Raw genomic sequence first — 22429 nt, 5'->3', positions numbered from 1 at the left:
AACAAGATAAATAAATTATTAATCACAGAAAATTCTTATGGGATAATAGAGCTGAACTAGATGAAATTGAAATAAATGAAAATTGTAGCCAAGTTGCTTTAAATGAACAGCTACACTCTAAAAAACTTTCAAGAATAAGAACATTAGAAAAACAACTTAGCAATCCATATTTTGCAAGATTAGATTTTAAAGAAGATGGTGAAGAACTTGAAAGCTTTTATATAGGATTATCTACCGTTGAAGATGAAGATAATTTTGAAATGTTAGTTTTCGACTGGCGTTCTCCTGTAGCAAATATGTTTTATGATTTTGAAGTTGGTCCTGCATATTATGATGCTCCTGTAAGAAGAATTTCAGGACAAATTGATTTTACTAGACAATATAATATAAAAAATGGTGAAATTGTGTTTATGCATAATTCTGATGAAAGTTTATGTGATGAAGCATTAAATTCTATGCTTAGCAATAATGCAACAGATAAAATGAAAAACATAGTAGCAAGTATTCAAAAAGAACAAAATGATATTATTAGAAGTGATGATAGTAAAATATTATTTATACAAGGCGCTGCTGGTTCTGGTAAAACTTCAATTGCATTACATAGATCTGCTTATCTTTTATATAAGCATAGAAAAAATCTTACTGCAGATAACATTTTAATCTTCAGTCCTAACGAAGTATTTGCTGAATATATTTCTGACGTATTACCTGACTTAGGTGAAAGTAATATTCGCCAAACAACTTTTGAATTATATGCTAAAAAGTTCTTACCTCAAAACTTTATTTATGAAAATAAAAATGATCATTTAGATTATATTTACTCTAATGATAATAACTTAAGTGAATTTAAAACACGAGCTAAATCAATGGAATATAAAAATACTAAAGAGTTTATGGATGTTCTTAATAATTTCGTAATAGATATTCCTAAATTAATAACTAATATTAAACCTATTACTATTGAGGGAACTCAAATAATTTCTAAAAAATCAGTAGAAAATACAATTTTTGAACGTTTTAACGATATTCCATTCTTAAATAGAATTGATGTTATTAAGCAAAGTCTTTTCTCACAAGTTGAAAATAAATATTTATCTAAAAAAGATAATTCTAATTTTGACTATGTAGAGGATAAAAAATTATTCTATGATTATTGCCTTGAGCAAGTTAACTTACAAGTTGATAATATGATAGATACTTTAAATAGCGTTTCTATTTATAAATTACTATGGGAAAACATAGAAAAGTATACTGATAGTAACTTAGATGAAATTAAGAATCTTACATTAAAGTATATTGGATATAACGAAGTAAAGTATGAAGACATTACCCCTATAATATATATTAGAGCCGCATTAGAAGGTTTTAGAAGTTATGGAAACATGAAACATGTTCTTGTAGATGAATGTCAAGATTATAGTCCATTATTCTATGAAATAATAAAGAAATCTTTCCCTAATGCTTCAATAACTATTATGGGAGATTTAAATCAAAGAATAGATAAACATTCAAATGTAAAAAATAGAAATAGTATTACTGAAGTATTTGATGATGTTAAAACAGTAGTTTTAACTAAGAGCTATCGTTCTACTTATAACATAACTACATTCACTAAGGATATATTAGATACTCATGAACCTATTGAAGCTGTAGATAGAATTGGTGAAAATCCAACTATTCATATTACAGATAGTAATGTGGAAAGTTTAATTTCTTCTACAATTTCATCAATGAAAGATAAAGGATATAAATCAATAGCTATAATCTGTAAAAACAAAGAAAATTGTGAAAAACTTTATGATAAATTAAAAGCAATTAATTCTCATATAAACTTAATAACTAGTGATAAATGTGAATTTAAAGTTGGTGTAAATGTAATATCATCTTATTTAGCCAAAGGCTTAGAATTTGATGGTGTTATATTAGCAGATGGTGAAAATTATCTAGGTTTAGAAGACAAGCATCTATTCTACACAGCCTGTACGAGAGCATTACACGAATTACACATATACACTAATAAATCACTAGAAGCTATCCTTCCAAAGGATACTACCCTTTACACAATCACAAGTGAATATTAAAATTAACTATAATGCCGAAAAGTTTGTTATATATCCTTCAGGAATATAACAAACTTTTCTTTATAACCTACTTTAATAATAATACTAAAGTAGCTAAACCTAAAATTTAATACTCTTATTCAAAAGGAGTATTTTCAAATTCCATGAAAAATCCCTTAGGATGTAGGCATACTGGACATGCTTCTGGTGCTCCATTTCCTTCGTAAATATATCCACAATTAGTACACATCCATTGCATTTTAGTTTCATTCTTAAATAACGAATTATTTTCTAACTCTTTTGCATATTTAGAAAATCTATTTGCATGTACTTTTTCAATAGAAGCTATTTTTTCAAATAAAATAGCTATATCTTTAAAACCTTCTTTTTCAGCTACTTCTGCAAAATTCTTATATATTTCATCATGCTCTGCATTTTCATGTTCTGTTGCTAATTTTAAAAGACTTAATGTATTTTCTCCACTTTCTGCTGGATACCCTGCTGTAATAACAATTTCCTCACCTGAAAAATCTTTTAATTTTTTCATAAATTCTTTTGCGTGAGCCTTTTCTTGATTAGCTGTATAATTAAATAAATCCTGTAAAATTGAATATCCTTCTTTTTTTGCTACTGATGCAGCAAATTCATATCTATTTCTCGCTTGACTCTCTCCTGCAAAAGCCCTCATTAAATTCTTTTTAGTTTCACTATTTTTAAAATCAACCATACTTTACCTCCCTTTATATACTAACTTTATATAAGTAATTATATACACTTTTCCCATAAATATACATATAATAATGTTGTTTATTTCTCAATTTCATTTATTACTTATATTAATATACTTTAATCTCTTTTGTATATTTATCAATTTATTTTATTAATCTACTATTTGAATAATTTCTATTAATAAATTTATCTTTAAAATATTAAAAAGTAAAAATGGCAAATGAAAGCTTAAATTCTCTAAAAGTTTATTGAAATAATTAAATTTAATCTTATTCAATAACATTCAACTTTAAGAATTTATTCCTTCAATTTGCCGTTTTATTTTAATTTACTATTTTAAGTTCATTTTTTATAATATTTTTAGCTATAATAATTATTTTTTAATACTATCTTAATGTTTTTATTTATTCTTTATTACCTTTTAGCATTTCTCCAATAGCAGCAATACTTCCAAGTGAAGATAATGTTTCATTTGGTAATATAAGTTTATTAGCTGGATTATTAGCCATTTCTTTTAATGCTTCAACTTGTTTTAATGCTATAACTGTCTCGTTAGTTCCTGATTCAATAATAGCTTGGTTTACTTTCCTAATAGCTTCTGCTTCTGCTATTGCTATTTGTTCTATAGCCTTAGCCTTACCTTCTGCTTCAAGTAATTGAGATTCTTTTAAACCTTCTGCTCTTCTAATATTAGCTTGTTTTTCAGCTTCTGCTCTTAATATTTGTGATTGCTTTTCACCTTCAGCCTTTTCAATTTGAGATTGTCTTAAACCTTCTGCTTGAAGAATCATAGCTCTCTTATCTCTTTCAGCCTTCATTTGTTTTTCCATAGCTTCTTGTATTTCAGCTGGTGGAATTATGTTTTTAATTTCTACTGATAACACTTTTATTCCATAAGCATCTGTAACTTCATCAATTATACCTAATAACTGTTGATTTATAGCATCTCTTCCTGCTAGAATTTCGTCTAAACTCATATTACCTAAAATATTTCTTATATTAGTAGTTGCTGAATAAACTAAACCTGATTTATAATCTTCAATATTATATACAGCATCTTTAGCATTTAACATTTTATAGAAAATAACATTATCAACTGAAATCTTAACATTATCTTTAGTAATAACTGATTGTGGTGGTACATCTAAAATTTGTTGTTTAGTTGATACCTTTTTTCTCACAAAATCTATACCTGGAATTATGAAATGCCATCCTGGTTCTAAAATTCTATGGAATTGTCCTAACCTTTCTACTACATATAAATACCCTGTATTTACAACTTTGATTGATGATAATAACAAAATTAATATAATTACTAATAATGCTACTAAAAATATCATGCCCATCATAATTAATCCTCCTTTAAACTTACAACTAATTTATTTCCTTCTATACCTATTATAGTATATTGTTCACCTTTTTTTATAATTTTTCCTTTATTATAAGCAGTCCAATAAATACCACTTACTTTTATTTTAGATGTTTCTCCCATATCTTCTTCTGCAGTCATAACCATCCCAATGTAGTTTTGTTCCATTGTTTTTACATGATTTACATCAGCTTTGAATTTTTTCTTTGCCCAAGGATAACCAATAGAAACCGTTGCAACACCTATTATTAAGAATGCTACTATTTGCCACGTTACTGATACACCTATTAAAGAAAGAATTATTGCAACTAAAGCTCCGATAGAAAACCACATAAATATAAAACTACTAGTAACAATGTCAATAGCAATTACAACAATAGCAACAATTATCCAAGTAATTACCTCCCACATTCACTTTCCCCCTTCCACTTACTTTATTCTATAAATTTAATAGACTACTTATGATTATATTAATTTAATTATACACCATTTTATTCTATTTTTTCATAAATTAATATTTATTAAATATTAACTACAATCTTATTATAATTTATCACAAACTATTTTGCAAGTTATTTTTTATCTTTAAAAGAGTTATTTTTTATCACTTAATTCTTTTTAAATTGATTCTCCGTTGAATTTCATTGATTTTCTAAGGTTTTCCTTTTATTATTTACTTATGTGTATTTTATTAGCTCACTAATACAATACTAAATTTATATAATGTAATGGAGATGATAATATGGATTTTATTAAAGTAGGATCTGCTTGTCCTAAAACCAAAGTAGCAGATGTTCTTTATAATGTTGAAAATATATGTTATTGCATTGATAAATCTTATGATAGTAATGTAAAGTTTCTTGTTTTTCCTGAGCTTTGCATAACTTCATACACTTGCTCTGATTTATTCTTAACTTCCACTCTTTTAAATAAAGCATTAGACGGTATTAAATTGATTTGTGAAAAAAGTGTTGATAAAGATATGCTTTTAGCCGTAGGTGCACCTTTAATACATAATAATGTTTTATATAATTGTGCCATTATTATATTTAATGGGAGGATTTTAGGTATTGTTCCTAAATCATATATTCCTAATTATAGTGAATTTTATGAAAAAAGATGGTTTACAGAAGGTGTTAATCTAATAGATGAAATAATAAATCTACCTTTCCAAGAAAATATTCCTTTTGGAACTAATTTAATTTTTGCAGCTGGCGACTATAAATTTGGAGTAGAAATTTGTGAGGATCTTTGGGTTACTATTCCACCTAGTTCATACCTTTCACTTTTAGGAGCAAATATTATAGGAAACCTTTCTGCTTCAAATGAACTTGTAAGTAAAAAGGATTATAGAGTTTCATTAATTTCTAATCAAAGTGCTAGATGTATGTCATCATATATTTATTCTTCTGCAGGAGTTCACGAATCCACTACTGATCTTTTGTTTAGTGGTCATTTAGTAATAAGTGAAAATGGTTCTATCCTAAAGCAAAATGATAGATTCCAAAGAGAAAATGAAATTATAACTTCTTGTATTGATATATTTAGACTTAATGCTGAAAGGCTTAAAAATTTAAGCTATAGGGATGCAAGTAAAATGGTTCCTTTTAAAGCTAAAAATATATATTTTAATTTTAAAGATACCAATATTAAAGAATTTGATAGATATGTTGATAAGCATCCATTTGTTCCATCAAATGAACATGAAAGAGAAGAAAGATGTAAGGAAATCTTCAACATTCAAGCTTCAGCTCTTGCAAAGCGTTTAGAGCATACTAACTTAAAGAAAGCTGTTATAGGTATTTCTGGTGGTCTTGATTCTACGTTAGCTCTTTTAGTTGTAGTTAAAACTTTCAAGCTACTTGGTATTGATAATAAGAATATCATAGCAATAACTATGCCTGGCTTTGGTACAACAGATAGAACTTATAATAATGCTTTAACTCTATGTAAAGAATTAGGTACAGACTTACGAGAAATTAATATAGTAGATGCTGCTCTTCAACATTTCAAAGATATTGGTCATGATAAAGATATACATGATGTAACTTATGAAAATGTTCAAGCTAGAGAAAGAACTCAAATTCTTATGGATTTAGCTAATAAAGAAGGTGGATTATTAATTGGAACTGGAGATTTATCTGAACTTGCTCTTGGATGGTGTACTTATAATGGGGATCATATGAGTATGTATTCTGTAAATCCTTCAATTCCTAAAACTCTTGTTAGATACTTAGTTAAGTATGTAGCAGAAAAAGAATCTAATAAAGAAGTATCTCATACATTGTTAGACATTTTAGATACTCCTGTTAGTCCTGAACTTTTACCTAAGAGTGAAAAAGGTGATATAGTTCAAAAAACGGAAGATATAGTTGGACCATATGAATTACATGACTTTTTCTTATATCATTTTATAAAACATGGATCTTCTAAAGAAAGAATACAATTCTTAGCTGAAATTGCATTTAAAGATGATTACTCTAAAGAAGAAATTAATAAATGGTTAGATAAATTTATTTATAGATTTTTCACTCAACAATTTAAGAGAAGCGCACTTCCTGATGGCCCTAAAGTTGGTTCAATTTCTTTAAGCCCACGTGGAGACTGGAGAATGCCTTCTGATGCTTCTTTCAATTCATTTAAATAAAGTTAAATTAAAAATAGCTGTTGCATAAATTGCAACAGCTATTTTATTATTTATTTCTAACTTCTTTTAATTTATCTTCTACCATTTTTATTAATTTATCTTTATCTTCTTCACTATTAACCACATCCATATTGTCCATATCTACAATAAGAACTTGTGATGCTTTATAATGGTTATTAACCCAATTATCATAATCTCTCCATAAGAATTGATAATATTCTTTTAAACTATCGTCAACCTCAAAATCTCTACCTCTAAGATTTATTCTATTTATAACAGTTTCAAATGATCCTTTAAGATAAATCATAATATCTGGAGCCTTCTTTGGTAAAGATTCAAGCTCTTCCATCATATTATTTAATAAATTTTCATATATATTCATTTCTAATTCTGAAATTCTACCAAGCTCCATATTTTTCTTAGCAAAATACCAATCTTCGTATATTGATCTATCTAAAATATTATTATCATTTATTAATGCTTCTTTAATACTTTTAAATCTAGTATTTAAGAAATATAATTGTAATAAAAATGGATATCTCTTTCTTTGAATCTCTTCCTCTGATTCACTGTAAAATAGAGGTAAAAGCGGATTGTCATCCACACTTTCATAAAAAACATCTGATTTAAAATGTTCACCTAATATCTTTGCTACAGAACTCTTTCCAAGTCCTATCATTCCACCAACAACTAGCAACATACTTCACCTATCCTTCATCCTTAGTGCACGTTTTATAATACTTTGTAATATTTTCTGTGTCAAGCTTTGAATTAAATCTCTAATTTAAATATCCTATACTCTCATCTGCCATCATATTTAAAGTTGCACTTACTTCTTCTATTACATCTACATAGCTTAAAAATAAATCTACTTTTATTTCTGAAAAATCTTCACTTATATCAGTTATTTCTCCATAAATAATTTTTCCATAATCAATAAGATTTTTTAAAATTACATTTTCACTCTTAGGAATATACCCTAATAAATATCCATTGTCAGCTAAAATCATTATAGAATTCTTATCATATAAATTATCTTTTTCCCTTTTTAAAAATACTTCTTTTCCCTTTATAAGTTTTTCTTCTATTATAGTTAAATCTCTATATTTAATTCCTGCTATATGAGTTTGTAATAAGAAAATATCTTTTGAATGTGGTTTTACCTTAACATCTTCTATGTTAATAAAACGACTTTCTTTTTCTTCATCATTTCTATTATTTAAAAAACGTTCCATACTTCTTTTTAAATTTTTATCATCCTCTAAAGAACATGCTATTTTAATTTCCTCATTAATTTCTTTGCTTTTATATTCATAAAAATTCTTTAAATTAGCAAAAGCTGCTCTTCTTGTAGCTATATATCGTGTTTTTAACGCTTTAATATTAATATCTATATAGTCTTTAGCTAAGTCTTCCATATCTGAAATTATTAGATATAAAGCAATATCTTGTGCATATCTATAATCTATATATTCTTTATTTATTTCTTCCTCGTATATAGTTTCTTTTTCATAATTTATTTTATCAAAGTCAATATTTTCACATGCAAATTTTATTAAATTATTCTTATCTAACTTGTCCTCTTTTTCTAAAATATATTGATAAATGTAATTATTAAATGGCTCGTACTTTAATACATCTTTAAAATCATTAAATTTTAATTCAATATCAAATACACTTGCAATATCAATTGCTATTTTTTTATCATAACTCCCAAAACTTATTTCATCTTTTATTATTTCTTCATAATTATAAGATAAAATTTTATTTGTAATATTATCTCTTAATTCCTTTTCAAATTCTGAAAGTTCACTTGCCATTTTATTATCTTCATCATATAGTAACATCAACATACTATACATTACATATAAATTATCAAAATTAATATCAAATTTTTTATAGTACTCAAAATATAGATTTATTATCTCAAATGTTATATATTCTCTCAATGTATCTTCAATCTGACACAATAACTTTAAATTTCGTGTAAATATTTCATACTTATTTTTTGTTTTTCTACCGCTACCAAAATAATTTAAATAATCATATTCATTAAATTTTAATATAAGTAATACCTCTTCTAAAATGTTATTTAAACTTCCCTCTTCTATAATCCATTCTTTAATTTCTTCAGTTAGTGGTTCCAAATTACTTACAGCAATAATCTTCCCATACCCATTGCTTGCTTTAGCAATATTGAAAATAATAGAATTACACATACTATATTCTTTTATTGCCTCTATGCAATAAAAGATAAACTCATTGTGATTTGAATATATCTTTAAAATTTCTAATGCATCTATATTATCTGCAAATCTTAATAATGTTAATCCTAATTTAATTCCTTCGCTCTCTTCACATTCATTTGCATAATATTTTCCTGTAATAAACAATTCCTCTTTAGTTATCATTCTTTCTTTCAATAAAATTTTTATTTTATCTATAAATATAAAATAATAATCTATTATAGGAAATCTTTTTATAAATCTAATAACATCTTCAGCTTTTCCCTCATATTTGAATGATTCTATTAAAATTTCTAATAACCCATTAGCTAGTTCTTCTTTTTCCCTTGCTGTAATAGATTGATCTAAATAAATTGCGTCACATTCTTTTTCCCCAGCCATTAGCATATCAATTTTTTCATAGGGTTTATATTTATACTTATTCCACCATTCCATTAAATCTACAAACTTTTTTGTTTTCATACCCCACCTCTTTATCCCATTATTTTAAGTACTTATATTATATTATATTTTATCATATCATTTAACGTTTTAGTAAAAAAAATGATACCTTAAAGATTTAAGATATCATTTTTAATATTATTTATTTTTTAAAGAATCTATATATTTTACTGCACTTAAAGCTGCAATATTTCCTTCTCCAGCTGACTTGATATATTGATATGGCTTTCCTACACAATCTCCGGCTGCAAAGCATCCTGATATATTTGTTTTCATTTCTCTATCAACATTAATGTGTCCATCCACTATCTCTAGTCCTGGTACTAATTGACCTGGTGATATGCTATCTTTTAATACAAATACACCATCAGTTTGTAATTCTGTATTTTGAAGTTTTAAACTTGAAACTTTTCCTTCACCAATAATTTCTACTGGTTTTTCTTCTATAACTTCTACATTTTCACCAATATCATAATTATCTTTATACATAGGTACATAATATACTTTGCTAGCAAGTTCACTTACGTACTTAGCTTCTTCTTCAGCTTCTTTATTATATCCAACTATAGATACAACCTTATCTCTATACAATGGTGCATCACAAGTTGCACAGTATCCAACACCTTTTCCTAAAAGTTCAACCTCACCTTTAATAGGCTTATTGTATTCCATACCAGTAGCTAAAATTACAGAAGTTGCTTCATACATTTTATCATTTACCATTAAAGCAAAATAATCTCCCATGGCGTAAATATTATTAACTCTTTCCTCAGTAATTTTGATCCCCATTTTATTAATATGCTCTAAAAACATGTCCTTAAGTTCACTACCATTAGAACCATAAAAACCCAAATAATTATTAATTTTTGGAGCTTTAATAAGCTTATTACTTAAATCTTTATGTCCGAAGATAATAAAACTCTTATTTCTTATCTTTGCATTTAGAGCTGCTGATAATCCAGCTGGGCCGCTACCTACTATGGCTATATCATATCTCTCCATAGTATTCACCTTTTTTATAAATGTTTTGCAACAGCATCTTTTAATTGAGTTTTAGGCATAAATCCAACTAAAGTATCTATAGGAGCTCCATTTTTGAACACCATAATTGTTGGTATACTTGCAACTCTATATTTTCCTGCTAAATTTGGACATTCATCAACATTAACCTTTGTGAATTTAGCATTAGTTAATTCTCCTGCTACTTCTTCATATATAGGCCCTATCATCTTACATGGTCCACACCAATCTGCCCAGAAATCTACTATACTAACACCATCAAATTCAACAACTTCTGAATTAAATTCATTTTCTTTTAAATGTTTAACCATTATACTTCCTCCTAATACCTATTATGGCATATTATTATTTTTATTAATTGTACAGCGATAATAATTATTAGTCAATAATTTTATGTTCCTAATAAATTTACCTTTGTACTTATTTTACCCCTTTTAACTTTAATAATTCTATGACTTAGTCACTTTTAGTTAGCTTTTGCATATTTATTTAAATTATTATAAATTCCCTTCTTTTTGATTAACTCATCATGGCTTCCTCTTTCCTCAATTCCATTATCAGTTAATACTATTATTTCATCTGCATTTTTAATAGTTGATAATCTATGTGCCACAACTATTGTTGTCCTATTTTTACAAAGCTCTTCTAAAGATTTTTGGATTAAATATTCAGTTACATTATCTAATGCCGATGTAGCTTCATCTAAAATTAATATAGGTGGATTTTTCAAAAATACTCTTGCTATAGAAATTCTTTGTTTTTGTCCACCAGATAATTTCACACCTCTTTCCCCAATAAAAGTATCATATCCATCCTTTAAACTCATTATAAACTCATGAATATTAGCTTTTTTTGCAGCTTCAATAATCTCTTCATCTGTTGCATCTAACTTACCATAGCTTATATTTTCTTTTATTGTTCCTGTATACAAAAATACATCCTGTTGAACTATACCTATATTTTGTCTTAATGAATCTAACTTTAAATCATAAATGCTAGTCCCATCAATTTTAATATCTCCACTATCAACATCATAAAACCTTGGTATTAAACTACAAAAAGTTGTTTTTCCTCCACCAGAAGGTCCAACTAAAGCTAACATTTTTCCACTATCAATAGATAAAGAAAGTCCATCTAAAATTTTTTCATTTTCATATGCAAAAGTAACATTATCAAAAGTTATTTTTCCTTGTACTTCCTTAAGTTCTATTGCATTATCTTTTTCCTTTTCGCATTCAACTTCCATAATATCCATAAATCTTTTAAAGCCTGTCATTCCATTTTGATATTGCTCAACAAAATTTATAAGTTTCTTTATTGGGTCAGTAAATAATTTTACGTATAAAAGATATGCAAAAAAATCTCCTAAATTTATTGTTCCATAATAAGTAAATACTCCACCAGCAATAAGAACTACATAATCAAGTATATCTACTCCAAAATTAACACCTGAAAAATACTCAGCCATAACTTTATAAGCCTGTCTTCTTACTTCCTTAAATCTATTATTACCATCATTAAATTTTTTCTTTTCATACTCATGAGCAACAAAAGCTTTAGAAATTCTAATTCCTGCTATTGAATTTTCTAATGTAGAATTTATTTCTGAAGTATGTACTCTAGTTTCCATAAAGCATTTATTCATTTTTTCTCTTTTCTTTAAAGTATAAATAACTATAAAAGGAACAAATGCAAATATAATAATAGTAAGTGGAACATTAATTGTACATAAAATTATAAATGATCCTAAAAACATTATAATTGATATAAATAAATCTTCTGGACCATGATGAGCAAGCTCTGATACCTCCATAAGATCATTAACCATTCTACTCATTAAATCACCTGATTTATTATTATCAAAATATGAATTTGGTAAATTTTCAAGATGATTAAACATATCTCTTCTCATATCACCTTGCATTCCAACACCAACAAGATGTCCAAAATATTGCATGAAATACGTACATCCCGCTTTTACTAAATACAGTATTATTAGAACTATAGCAAATATCCCTATTACTTTAATATCATTATTAGGAATTGCTTCATTTACTAAATTTCTAGTCATCATTGGATATATTAAATTGCATATTGTTGCCACAGTTGCAACTAACAAATCTAAAAAGAATAATGTTTTATATGGTTTATAATATGATATAAATTTTTTTATCATTACACCCTCCCCTTTTCTATATTACAAAAATAAGAACAAGGAACTGTACACCTTGTTCTTTAAAATATTATTATGTAAAAATCTAAAAACATTTCTTATTATTTAACGTTCAAAATTTGCTTTTATTTTAATTATTAAAGAAATCTTCTAAAATTTTCATATCTTCATCATTAAATTTATAGTTACTAACTTCTTTTTTATTTATCCACTTAATACAATTTATATTTCTATGGCAAGTCATATATTCTTTTACAGTGCCCTTAAAAACTTTTAGTGTTTCTTCTGTTTCTCCTAATTTATATTCTTTAAAAGGTTCTAAATCAAATATAGTACATTTTAATTCTTTATCTATAGCTTTACAAATACACTTATCCTCTGTTTCTTTCCCTTTCATTTCTTTTCCAAATAATCCCCAAATTTTATCTACCTTTTTTCCTCTCTCTGCTATTAGCACATTATTAAAGTCATCATAAATAACAATTGAACATCTTACTACTTTCCCCATTTGTACCTCCAATAATATAAATATTAGCTTATGCTATACCTGTATACTTAATATTAATTATAATACCTTTAAATAGATTTTTAAATATTTTTTTACATAAATATGCTAAATTTTAGCTTATTTTGCTTTAATTATCTGTATATACTTGTAATTTATGGATAATAATTATATAGGAGGTGATTTTTTTGATTATTAAATATATTCCACTTTTAGTACTATTATTTTTTTCCTTAAAACTTTTAATTTCATACGTAGAAAAATCTACAAATTCCTTAAAAAACAAAGTAGAGGATTCTAAAATAGAAAATGGTATTTTATCAATAAAAGATTTGCAAAAAAATAATTATGATAGATTTATAAAAACAATAGAATATTATTTGAAATTTAATGGCTTTACCAATATATCATTAATTGAAAATGGAACTAGTGAATTAACAAGCTTTACAGCAACTTTAAATAATGAAAAAATCTATATAAGTTGTTCTCAAAATACTTTACTTGGTAAAGAAGCTAAAGATGAAGATAATTGGTCATTAACAGGCAGACCTGATATCCAATGCTTTTTAGCTAGAATAATTAGCAATAATTATTCTAAAGGTATTTTTATTACTAACAGTTCATTTACCCCATTAGCCATTGATTTTGTTAATGAAGTAAATAATAAAAATTCTAATATAGAATTAAAACTTATTAATGGCTATGAATTAACTAGATCAGTTAGAAACTTTAATGATTATTGTTTTAAGGAGGATTTAATTAATGAGGTTTAATACATTATTTGGTTATTTTATATTAATAACATTTTCTCCTTTAATAGGAAAATTAATTAAAAATATTATTTTACTTTATAAGCAATATAAAAAATTTAAAACGCCTAATTCATTGGTACAATTAATATATAGGCTAACCCCTTATGAATTTGAAATTTGGAGTGGTGAATACCTTACAAAATTAGGCTTTACTAATGTAACTGTACTTCCTTTAGAAATGGATGGAGAGAAGGACATAATTTGCTATAAAAATAATGAAAAATACTATGTAAAATGTAAGAGGTATTCTCTAACTAACTCAGTTACTTTATATCAAGCAGAAAAATTATTAGGTGCAATGATTGCTGATGATGTAGATAATGGAATAATAATCACAACAGGACATATTTCAAAGGATGCTAAAGCTTTCTTATCTTCATTAAAAAAACCCTATAATATAGATATAATAAGTGCTGATGATTTAACCTTAACATATTCCCAATACATTTTAGAAACTAAAACTTCCTAATTATATTAAAATAAAAAAGCTAAAGACTATATCAAGCACACTTATTATAGCTTGATATAGTCTTTTAATTTTCACCTAAAGAAGTCTACTTCCTTCTTTGTCTTGTGCAAGCTTTCCTGCTTTCATAAGACCACCTAATGCCATTTTAAAGTAATTTTTACTAGTTCCAAAAGTAGCCTTTATATCTTCTGGATTAGATTTATCATTAAATTCCATAAATCCTCCATTTTTTCTCATATATGCTACTATTTTTTCTTGAAGCTCCTCTCTTTCACTTAATCTAGTTTTTCTTGGTGTTAATCCTATAACCCCATCTTCATAAATTCTTTTAACTCTTAATTTCATTTCATATCCTGGATGAACTTCATCATAATATTCATTAGGTAAAACTAGTCCACGATATTTAGCATCAATTGCAACATTTAATGTTCCAGATGGTGTTTTTGAAAATACCATTGCAGTTACTTCATCTCCAACTTTAAAAGTTCCCTCTTCTGCAATTTCTATATAATTTTCTACTTCTGTAGTTGCTGCAAGTCTTCCTGTCTTATCTAAATATATGTAAAATAAATATTTTTTACCTGTATGTAATTTATATCTTTGCTCTTTTAATGGAACAAATATATCTCTATCTAATCCAAAATCAACAAAGGCACCAAAATCGCCTTGCTGTACAACCTTTAAATAAGCAACATCACCAACTGTAGCTAATGGCTTTTTAAAAGTTGCTATTGGTCTATCTTTAGAGTCTCTATAAATAAATACCTCTACTTCCTTTCCAACTTCAACTCCCATACCTTCTGCTAGCGATTTTGGTAATAATACATCCTCTTTACTTTGTTTGTCAAGTAGATAGAACCCAAAATCTTTTTCTCTATCCACTAATAAAGTATTATACTCACCTATTCTTAACATATATCCTCCTATTTTGTATATTTTTTACTTAAGTTAACATAGTTATTAGCTGAATTCTTTATGCTTTCTATTTCAGCTTCACTTAATTCTCTAACAACTTTTGCTGGATTTCCTAAAATAAGAACACCCTCTGGAAATACTTTTCCTTGAGTTATCAAAGATCCTGCTCCTATAATAGTATTCTTTCCAATTTTAGCATTATTTAATATTATTGATCCCATTCCAACTAATACATTATCACAAATTTCACATCCATGTATAATAGCTCCATGACCTATAGTTACATCTTTACCTATTAAACATGGGCAATTTTTATCTACATGGACTACTGTATTTTCTTGAATATTAGTGTTTTTTCCAATAACTATTTTATTCATATCACCTCTTAATCTAGTTCCAAACCAGATATTAGCATTTTCTTCAATAGTTACATCACCAATTATATCAACACTTTCTGAAATATATGTACTTTCATCTATTCTAGGAATATTCCCCTCAAACTCTTTTATCATTCTGAATCTCCTTATGACCTTTTAAATTACCATAAAAGTTTAACTTTATTTTATCACCCTTTATAATTATTGTCATTATTTTAATGTATTAAGTACTATATATTAGTAATGAATAATTTTAAGAGGCGTATATGTGAGTAAAAGTAAGCATAAAAATAAAATAATATTTGATCAAAATAAAATTAAATACTACTATGGTATACCTCATTGTCATTCTAGCTACTCAACGGGGAAAGGTACTCCTTTAGATTTATATGAATATGCTATTAAATGCGGTTTGGATTTTCTATTCATAACTGATCACAATGACTTTTTAATAAATAAGGCTACAATAAAAAGCAATACTGTGAATAGATGGACTGCTACTAATTATTATGCAAATAAAATTAAAAAAAATAAAGAAAGCTTTTTGCCTATAGTTGGTTTTGAATGTAAAACAGTTTCTTATGGTGACTTAAATATAATTAATCCACTTAATTTTTTTAGTGGTACTGTTAAAGACATAAGATTACTTACACTATGGATGTTAAATAATAGTAATGCATTTATTAGCATTAATCACCCCCATAGAAACGTCACAACTTTACCTTATAATGAAGTTTTAAATAAACTAATTACATCAATTGAAGTTTTTAATGGAAATCCTGCATCTAGATATACAAATCATGAGAAGCAATATTATACTTTGTTAGATCAAGGCTGGAAACTTGGTGCTATTAATGGTCAAGATAATCATAAGGTTAATTTCGATGAATCTGAAAACCTAACTGTATATATAGGAAATAGCCTAAATAAGGACTCTCTTATAGATGCCTTTAGAAATCATAGAACATATTCTACAGAATCTAGATTTTTAAAACTTTATTTCACTATTGATGATACCTTTATGGGTGATACCCTATTTGTTAGCTCTTCAAAAATAAAATTTTGTATCTTTGCTGAGGATATAAGATATAAAATTAATGAGATTCAAATTTTATCAAATGGTGGAAAAATAATAAAAAAAATAACAGACATAAATTTAAGCAGTATCAAATACATTTACGAACATACTACCTCATTGGAGGAAAACTGGTATGTTATAAAACTTCTTCAAGATAATAAAAAAGTAGCTATAAGTTCTCCTATTTTTATAAAACATCCTGATCGAAGTTACATCTAAATAATAAAACACCAGAATATTCTGGTGTTTTATTGTTATTTCTTTTCATTATTTTTATTATTATTTAAATGTTTAACTCTATTTGGTTTTGCCTTAGGCACAATTTTAATTTCTTTTTCCTTCTTCTTTGGTCCTCCAGTAGTTTGGATATCTAAGAACCATAAGAAGAAAGTTAATGTTATTATCATTAATATAAATGAAACCCACCAAATGTTTCTACCTAAAATCGTAGGCATAAACAGTTGTAATACAAAAAATGCAATTGCTATTCCTAAAGGTATATACTTATTAATCTTAACTTTTGAAAATATGTATTTTCTACCTAAAATCATTATACCAAACATGATTGCTAATATTATTACAAAATATAGTATTGTAAATAAAAAATTTCCCATCAATATTTCTCCTTCCTTTAACTTTCTCATAGTATATATTACCGATTATTTCACATATTTTCAAGATACTTTCCCTTCCAAATTTTATAAATTGTTAATTTTATTATTAGTTTCGTAAAAGAATTTTATTTTTCACTTCATTTTTCATATAATATTTGATAAAATGTATTAAAGATATTATAAATTTATTAAAGGGGTGTTATCATGGGTTTAAATCAGTCCTATCAACTTGATGAATTAGATTTTCAAATTTTAGATATATTAATAAAAGATTGTAGAACTCCATATTTAGAAATAGCTAGACTTTGTCACGTTAGTGGTGGTACTATACATGTTCGTATGAAAAAAATGGAGGAACTTGGAATTATAAAAGGCACTAAAATATTATTAAACCTTCCAAAACTTGGATATGACGTTTGTTGTTTCGTTGGTATATATATAGATAAAACATCTTCATTCTCTGCTGTATTTGATGAAATATCTAAAATTAATGAAGTTGTTGAATTACATTTAACTACTGGTGATTACTCTGTATTTGCTAAAGTTATATGTAAAAACATTAGTGATCTTCAAGATATTCTACTAAATAAAATCAATGTAATACCAGGAATTCAAAGAACAGATACAATAATTTCATTAAATCAACCAATCGATAGAAATATATCTATATAATTATATATTAATCCCCTCTCTAAAGTAGATAAATTTAATTATCTTCTTTAAAGAGGGGGATTTTAATTAGTTCATAATCTATTTTTATAAATTATTTATTATATTAAATAATTCTATAGCAGCTTTTCTTGGTCCATTTTGTTCTTCACCCTTAATTCCTAAGCAAGTTTTTATTTGTCCAACTTTTACATTTTCTTTAAACATAATCTCAAAATAATCATTTATTAATATTTCCATTTCTTCTTTCTTTTGAGCTGGTCCAAATGGGTTAGCAAAATAACTTTCCACAAATCCTTTCTCAGATGTAGTCCCTTTTGCCATTCTTGGCCCTGATTTGAATAAATTAATTGCATCTTCTACATTTTCAAAATACTCAATAGATTTTTCATCTTTATTAACCTTAGTAAAGTTATTAGCATATAAAAATAAATCTACTTTATATCCCTTTACAATTTCACTATATGGTGCAATTGGCATAACTAATCTAGCATTAATCTTATCTGGATTCATAAATATACTTCTATCAATTTCTCTAAATGCATACCCTTGTGATAAATCGTCTAACCTAACAAAAGCTCCAATCTCAGTTCCATAACCGTAAATTCCATCCTCTTTCTTTTTAAATGTCCCCATATCATCAAAAATAACTGTCATATTACTAATATATTCTTCACTTAAAGTACGAAAAGCTTCTAAACTTTCTGATTTACCTGCTCCACTGTCTCCCATTATCACTACATTAGCACTCTTTCCATTTTTCAATTCAACATTTACCATTGCACCATGTATAGGTAAATTTCCTCTTTTTATCATTATTAGGTTATGCAATGTTAATATCATCTTTTTCATATATCCAAAATAATCAATTTCTTCTGAATAATTTATATAACCTAACATAATATTATTCTCATCATCATCATAAAATATAGTTTTTAGCTCTTCTTGATCATTAGCTCCAAATACAAAAACTATATCTGGCTTTCTTCCTCTACACTCTTCTATCTTTGCCATTTCAAATAAATTACATAGAGTAATACCATGACTCATAAAATCTCTATGAAAATAAACATATGCAATTAATTCTCCTACCTTTGCTGGATAGCAAAACCAATGATCCTTATTTATATGCATATACTTTAATGGATTATACTTAACCTCAGTAAACATCCCACTTCTAGTATTTTTCTTTGGATATGTTATAAAAGGTGGTTCTAAAAGAATACAATCTATAAAATTAATATACTCTAGTGCTTCATAATCATTAGGTACTGGCCACAAAAGTCTCCCTATCATAACACTACAATTTCCACCTGCTGTTATTTGTCTAAATACTTGTGGACTTCTTCCTAAAACATTTTGTTCTACTTTTCTATAAAGCTTCAATATAAGCTTTGAAAAAGATGAATTTGCCTCTGTAAAATTCATAGCTGCAAGACCTTGACTCACCTTATCATTTTGAATAATTGTATATCTCTCGAGATTTCTCCAAAATAAATAAAAATCTTCTATTAGATTTATAAACTCGTCCTTATTTCCTAAAAGTTCTAAATATGATGGATTAAGTTCTATAACTTCTTTAACGCCCATTATTGTTAAGCATTTAAAAACTTTAGTAAGAGTATCTCTTATCTCATTTTTATCCTCTGTATTTAAAGTTCTAACTAAATATCTATAAGATAGACTTCTTTTCTTCTCTGATTTTTTTAAATATACATTTAGTACCCTTCTAAATCCCTCACTTTCTAATAAACTCTCAAAATTATTACAAAATTTTGTTGAAAAGTTTATCAGCACCTTATTATTGCTTATTGAAAATTCATTTTTCACATATAGCCCCCCTTTGATAAACTATCTAATTTTTCTCAAACAATCTATTATTTGATTATACCATTTTTTACCTAATGTTTCATTAAACAAATTTTTATTTAATTTTTAATTAACTGTAAATATTATTTATTTAAAATTTGGATATAATTTATACTACTATGATAAGTTTATAAGGGGTGATTTATGCGATTAAAAAAACTAATATATTTATCCTTATCTTTATTTATTTTATTATGCTTATTTAAATCTCCTATAAATTTCTTTAATAAAAATATAAATTCCAATAATCTACTTATTCACTATATTGATGTCGGTCAAGGTGATTGTATTTTAATTCAATTAAATAATAAAAATTTATTAATCGACTCAGGCCCTAAAGATAGTAAAAAATCATTAATTTCATATCTTGATAATTTAAATATTAAAGTTATTGATTATTTAATAGCTACCCATCCACACGAAGACCATATTGGCAATATGTCTACAATTATAAAAAGGTATGCTGTAAAAAAATTTTATGCCCCAAAAGTTTCTCATACATCTACAACATTTGAAAATATGGTTTCAGCATTAATTGATAAAAATCTAAAAATAAGTATTCTTAAAGAAGGTACAGATAGTATTACCTTAGGTTTAAACGCTAAATTTTCTGTGTTTTCTCCACCTGAAAATCTTATTTCTGATAACTTAAATGACTATTCTCCTATTATTAAGCTTGAATACTTAAATACTTCTTTTTTATTTACAGGTGATGCTGAAAGTATATCTGAAAATTATGTTTTACTCTCAAAATATAATTTAAAAGCTGATGTTCTTAAAGTAGGCCATCATGGTTCTTCAACTTCAACTAGTTCAAACTTTTATAATTCTGTAGCTCCCTCTATAGCTATAATATCAGTTGGATTAAATAATACTTATAATCATCCTACTTCTGAAACATTAAGCATATTAGAATCTAACAATCCCCTTATTTATAGAACAGATATTAATGGAACTATAATCTTAAATTCTGATGGTAATAAAATAGAAATAACTACCAAAAATAAATACTCCTATAAATGATAGATGCTCCTAAAAAATTTAGGAGCATCTATCATTTAAGGATATTAATCCTTAAAATAATACAAATCTATCAATTTGTAACTTATTCTAAAAGATATCTATCTTCAGTATTATTTTTTTCTTCTTCACTTTCTTCTAGGCTATCTTCACTACTTTCTATATTATCGCTCTCATCATTATCGCTATCATCAACTTCTTCAATTTCATCTATATCTATGTTTTCAACATTTTCTAAAGATTCTTCTATACTATTATCCATATCAATTTCTTCATCTTCAATGCTATCTTTACATTTTATATACTTTTTCCAATCAACAAATATTTTATATAAATTCACTACATCTTGTTCATTATATAATAATATAGTTTCAATTTTTTCTTTCGGCATTCTTAGTATATATTCTTTATCTTTTAATACTTTATGGAAAGTTTTAGCTAAATTAGATCCACTAATAACTTCACTTTCTCTATATATTTCAAATACTTTCTCTAAATTTTTAAGTCCTATAGATGTATTCATTTCTTTTTCATATTCTTTTTGAATATCAACTGACTTAAATTCTTTTTCAAAATCATAATAAATATTGAATTTATTAAATAAATATTTAATAACAGTAAAATCATTATTTCCCGAAAAAGTGACTATTACCTTTTTACCTAACCTTTTCATTCTCATGAAATACCTTTTAGCTAAAAGAAGTATTTCAACTACCTCTCCTTTATTTTCAATCATATATTGAGTAACATATATTTTCTTATCACTTTTATTATATACACATGCTCCAAATACACCTATACATTTTGGTTTCTTATATACATAATGTTCTAAATCAAAAAATATAATTTCTTCTGGACTACACTCTCCCTCCTTACTTTTTAATATTGTTTGTAGATTATATTCTCCTACATCAATAACATTTTCTCTAATTATCACACTATCACTCTTTCTTACATTTATTTTATCTCCTGTATTAAAACTAATGCTAGTATTTTTATCTTTTTATTATACCATGTAATTAAATTAGTGAATACCTTTTAAATTGCCTAAAAACACCTAATTCTATACTTATCTAACACTTTACTCTGCTCCTCCTAATATTGACCTTTTTTTTATTTTCTGATATTATATTTGTATAAATTTATTTGATAATGATTTTCAATTTGAGGTGAAATAAATGTGCATTTGCGATTTAAAACTTGGTGAAAAAGCCAAGATAGAACAAATAAATGGAGATTCAAAATTAGCTAAAAGACTTTCTGCCTTAGGTCTTATACAAGGTACAGAAATTGAACTTAAAAGAGTTGCCCCTTTAGGCGATCCTTTAGTAGTAAACTTAAGAGGTTTTGATTTAGCCATTAGAAAAAAAGATGCAAAAAATATATTATTAACAGCATAGTTTATAAATTAAAAGG

General features: G+C 26.1%; 22 protein-coding genes. 8 read left to right on the top strand and 14 right to left on the bottom strand.

Annotated features, from left to right (window positions below; all coding sequences use genetic code 11):
• Positions 1 to 260 precede the first annotated feature (260 nt).
• The gene (locus LPC13_RS01875) at positions 261 to 2081 is read left to right on the top strand and encodes a HelD family protein (protein WP_234088492.1); all 1821 of its coding nucleotides are present in this window, start codon (positions 261 to 263) and stop codon (positions 2079 to 2081) included.
• Between the two features lie 115 nt (positions 2082 to 2196).
• On the opposite strand, the gene rbr is transcribed toward LPC13_RS01875, so the two are convergent.
• From rbr to LPC13_RS01860, 3 genes are all read right to left on the bottom strand, one after another.
• Positions 2197 to 2787, bottom strand: coding sequence for a rubrerythrin (gene rbr, locus LPC13_RS01870; protein ID WP_005213790.1), 591 nt, complete (start codon positions 2785 to 2787; stop codon positions 2197 to 2199).
• Positions 2788 to 3193: 406 nt separating this feature from the next.
• Positions 3194 to 4138 carry an SPFH domain-containing protein gene (locus LPC13_RS01865; RefSeq protein WP_005213792.1) on the bottom strand — a complete coding sequence of 315 codons (945 nt, stop codon included), beginning with the start codon at positions 4136 to 4138 and terminating at the stop codon, positions 3194 to 3196.
• 2 nt (positions 4139 to 4140) lie between these two features.
• Entirely contained in the window at positions 4141 to 4569 is a 429-nt protein-coding gene (locus LPC13_RS01860; RefSeq protein ID WP_005213793.1) for an NfeD family protein, read from the bottom strand.
• A gap of 331 nt (positions 4570 to 4900) precedes the next feature.
• On the opposite strand from LPC13_RS01860, the gene LPC13_RS01855 reads away from it, so the two are divergent.
• Positions 4901 to 6805: an NAD(+) synthase gene (locus LPC13_RS01855; RefSeq protein ID WP_005213794.1), complete on the top strand. Its 1905-nt coding sequence runs from the start codon at positions 4901 to 4903 to the stop codon at positions 6803 to 6805.
• Positions 6806 to 6851: 46 nt separating this feature from the next.
• Here LPC13_RS01855 and LPC13_RS01850 read toward each other — a convergent pair whose 3' ends face one another.
• The 6 genes from LPC13_RS01850 to LPC13_RS01825 all read right to left on the bottom strand — a co-directional run bounded on the left by LPC13_RS01850 (position 6852) and on the right by LPC13_RS01825 (position 13193).
• Entirely contained in the window at positions 6852 to 7505 is a 654-nt protein-coding gene (locus LPC13_RS01850; RefSeq protein WP_005213795.1) for a deoxynucleoside kinase, read from the bottom strand.
• A 79-nt stretch (positions 7506 to 7584) separates the two neighbouring features.
• A complete protein-coding gene (locus LPC13_RS01845) occupies positions 7585 to 9513 on the bottom strand; it encodes an HIRAN domain-containing protein (RefSeq protein ID WP_005213796.1) in 1929 nt (642 codons plus the stop codon).
• A 117-nt stretch (positions 9514 to 9630) separates the two neighbouring features.
• A complete protein-coding gene (locus LPC13_RS01840) occupies positions 9631 to 10494 on the bottom strand; it encodes an NAD(P)/FAD-dependent oxidoreductase (protein ID WP_005213797.1) in 864 nt (287 codons plus the stop codon).
• A gap of 14 nt (positions 10495 to 10508) precedes the next feature.
• Positions 10509 to 10823 carry a thioredoxin gene (trxA, locus tag LPC13_RS01835; protein WP_005213798.1) on the bottom strand — a complete coding sequence of 105 codons (315 nt, stop codon included), beginning with the start codon at positions 10821 to 10823 and terminating at the stop codon, positions 10509 to 10511.
• A gap of 155 nt (positions 10824 to 10978) precedes the next feature.
• Positions 10979 to 12688 (bottom strand): ABC transporter ATP-binding protein, encoded by a 1710-nt coding sequence (locus tag LPC13_RS01830; protein WP_005213799.1) that lies wholly within the window; start codon positions 12686 to 12688, stop codon positions 10979 to 10981.
• A 127-nt stretch (positions 12689 to 12815) separates the two neighbouring features.
• Positions 12816 to 13193 (bottom strand): NUDIX hydrolase, encoded by a 378-nt coding sequence (locus tag LPC13_RS01825; protein WP_005213800.1) that lies wholly within the window; start codon positions 13191 to 13193, stop codon positions 12816 to 12818.
• A gap of 185 nt (positions 13194 to 13378) precedes the next feature.
• On the opposite strand from LPC13_RS01825, the gene LPC13_RS01820 reads away from it, so the two are divergent.
• Both LPC13_RS01820 and LPC13_RS01815 read left to right on the top strand, forming a co-directional pair.
• Positions 13379 to 13963 carry a restriction endonuclease gene (locus tag LPC13_RS01820; RefSeq protein WP_040419589.1) on the top strand — a complete coding sequence of 195 codons (585 nt, stop codon included), beginning with the start codon at positions 13379 to 13381 and terminating at the stop codon, positions 13961 to 13963.
• On the top strand, positions 13953 to 14471 hold the full coding sequence (locus tag LPC13_RS01815) for a restriction endonuclease (RefSeq protein WP_005213802.1): 519 nt from the start codon (positions 13953 to 13955) through the stop codon (positions 14469 to 14471). Before LPC13_RS01820 ends, LPC13_RS01815 begins: the two co-directional genes overlap by 11 nt.
• A gap of 75 nt (positions 14472 to 14546) precedes the next feature.
• Here LPC13_RS01815 and LPC13_RS01810 read toward each other — a convergent pair whose 3' ends face one another.
• Both LPC13_RS01810 and LPC13_RS01805 read right to left on the bottom strand, forming a co-directional pair.
• On the bottom strand, positions 14547 to 15386 hold the full coding sequence (locus tag LPC13_RS01810; protein WP_005213803.1) for a CvfB family protein: 840 nt from the start codon (positions 15384 to 15386) through the stop codon (positions 14547 to 14549).
• Positions 15387 to 15394: 8 nt separating this feature from the next.
• A complete protein-coding gene (locus LPC13_RS01805; RefSeq protein WP_195244826.1) occupies positions 15395 to 15898 on the bottom strand; it encodes a gamma carbonic anhydrase family protein in 504 nt (167 codons plus the stop codon).
• A gap of 133 nt (positions 15899 to 16031) precedes the next feature.
• On the opposite strand from LPC13_RS01805, the gene LPC13_RS01800 reads away from it, so the two are divergent.
• The gene (locus LPC13_RS01800) at positions 16032 to 17060 is read left to right on the top strand and encodes a CehA/McbA family metallohydrolase (protein ID WP_005213805.1); all 1029 of its coding nucleotides are present in this window, start codon (positions 16032 to 16034) and stop codon (positions 17058 to 17060) included.
• 35 nt (positions 17061 to 17095) lie between these two features.
• Here the strand turns inward: LPC13_RS01800 and LPC13_RS01795 are convergent, their stop codons facing one another.
• Entirely contained in the window at positions 17096 to 17485 is a 390-nt protein-coding gene (locus tag LPC13_RS01795; protein ID WP_195244824.1) for a hypothetical protein, read from the bottom strand.
• A gap of 174 nt (positions 17486 to 17659) precedes the next feature.
• Here LPC13_RS01795 and LPC13_RS01790 point away from each other — a divergent pair, with 174 nt between their 5' ends.
• Entirely contained in the window at positions 17660 to 18127 is a 468-nt protein-coding gene (locus LPC13_RS01790) for an Lrp/AsnC ligand binding domain-containing protein (protein ID WP_005213807.1), read from the top strand.
• A gap of 84 nt (positions 18128 to 18211) precedes the next feature.
• Here the strand turns inward: LPC13_RS01790 and LPC13_RS01785 are convergent, their stop codons facing one another.
• A complete protein-coding gene (locus LPC13_RS01785) occupies positions 18212 to 19954 on the bottom strand; it encodes a phosphoenolpyruvate carboxykinase (ATP) (protein WP_005213808.1) in 1743 nt (580 codons plus the stop codon).
• 183 nt (positions 19955 to 20137) lie between these two features.
• Between LPC13_RS01785 and LPC13_RS01780 the strand changes: the two genes are divergently transcribed.
• A complete protein-coding gene (locus LPC13_RS01780) occupies positions 20138 to 21016 on the top strand; it encodes a ComEC/Rec2 family competence protein (RefSeq protein WP_005213809.1) in 879 nt (292 codons plus the stop codon).
• An 82-nt stretch (positions 21017 to 21098) separates the two neighbouring features.
• Here LPC13_RS01780 and LPC13_RS01775 read toward each other — a convergent pair whose 3' ends face one another.
• Positions 21099 to 21950 (bottom strand): ribonuclease H-like domain-containing protein, encoded by an 852-nt coding sequence (locus tag LPC13_RS01775; RefSeq protein WP_005213810.1) that lies wholly within the window; start codon positions 21948 to 21950, stop codon positions 21099 to 21101.
• Between the two features lie 241 nt (positions 21951 to 22191).
• On the opposite strand from LPC13_RS01775, the gene LPC13_RS01770 reads away from it, so the two are divergent.
• A complete protein-coding gene (locus LPC13_RS01770; protein WP_005213811.1) occupies positions 22192 to 22413 on the top strand; it encodes a FeoA family protein in 222 nt (73 codons plus the stop codon).
• Positions 22414 to 22429: the final 16 nt, after the last annotated feature.

The organism is Clostridium celatum (assembly GCF_021412605.1).
In the GTDB taxonomy this organism is placed as follows: domain Bacteria; phylum Bacillota; class Clostridia; order Clostridiales; family Clostridiaceae; genus Clostridium; species Clostridium celatum.
Note: the sequence above shows the minus strand (reverse complement) of the source record. Positions and strands in the feature narration are given on the sequence as shown.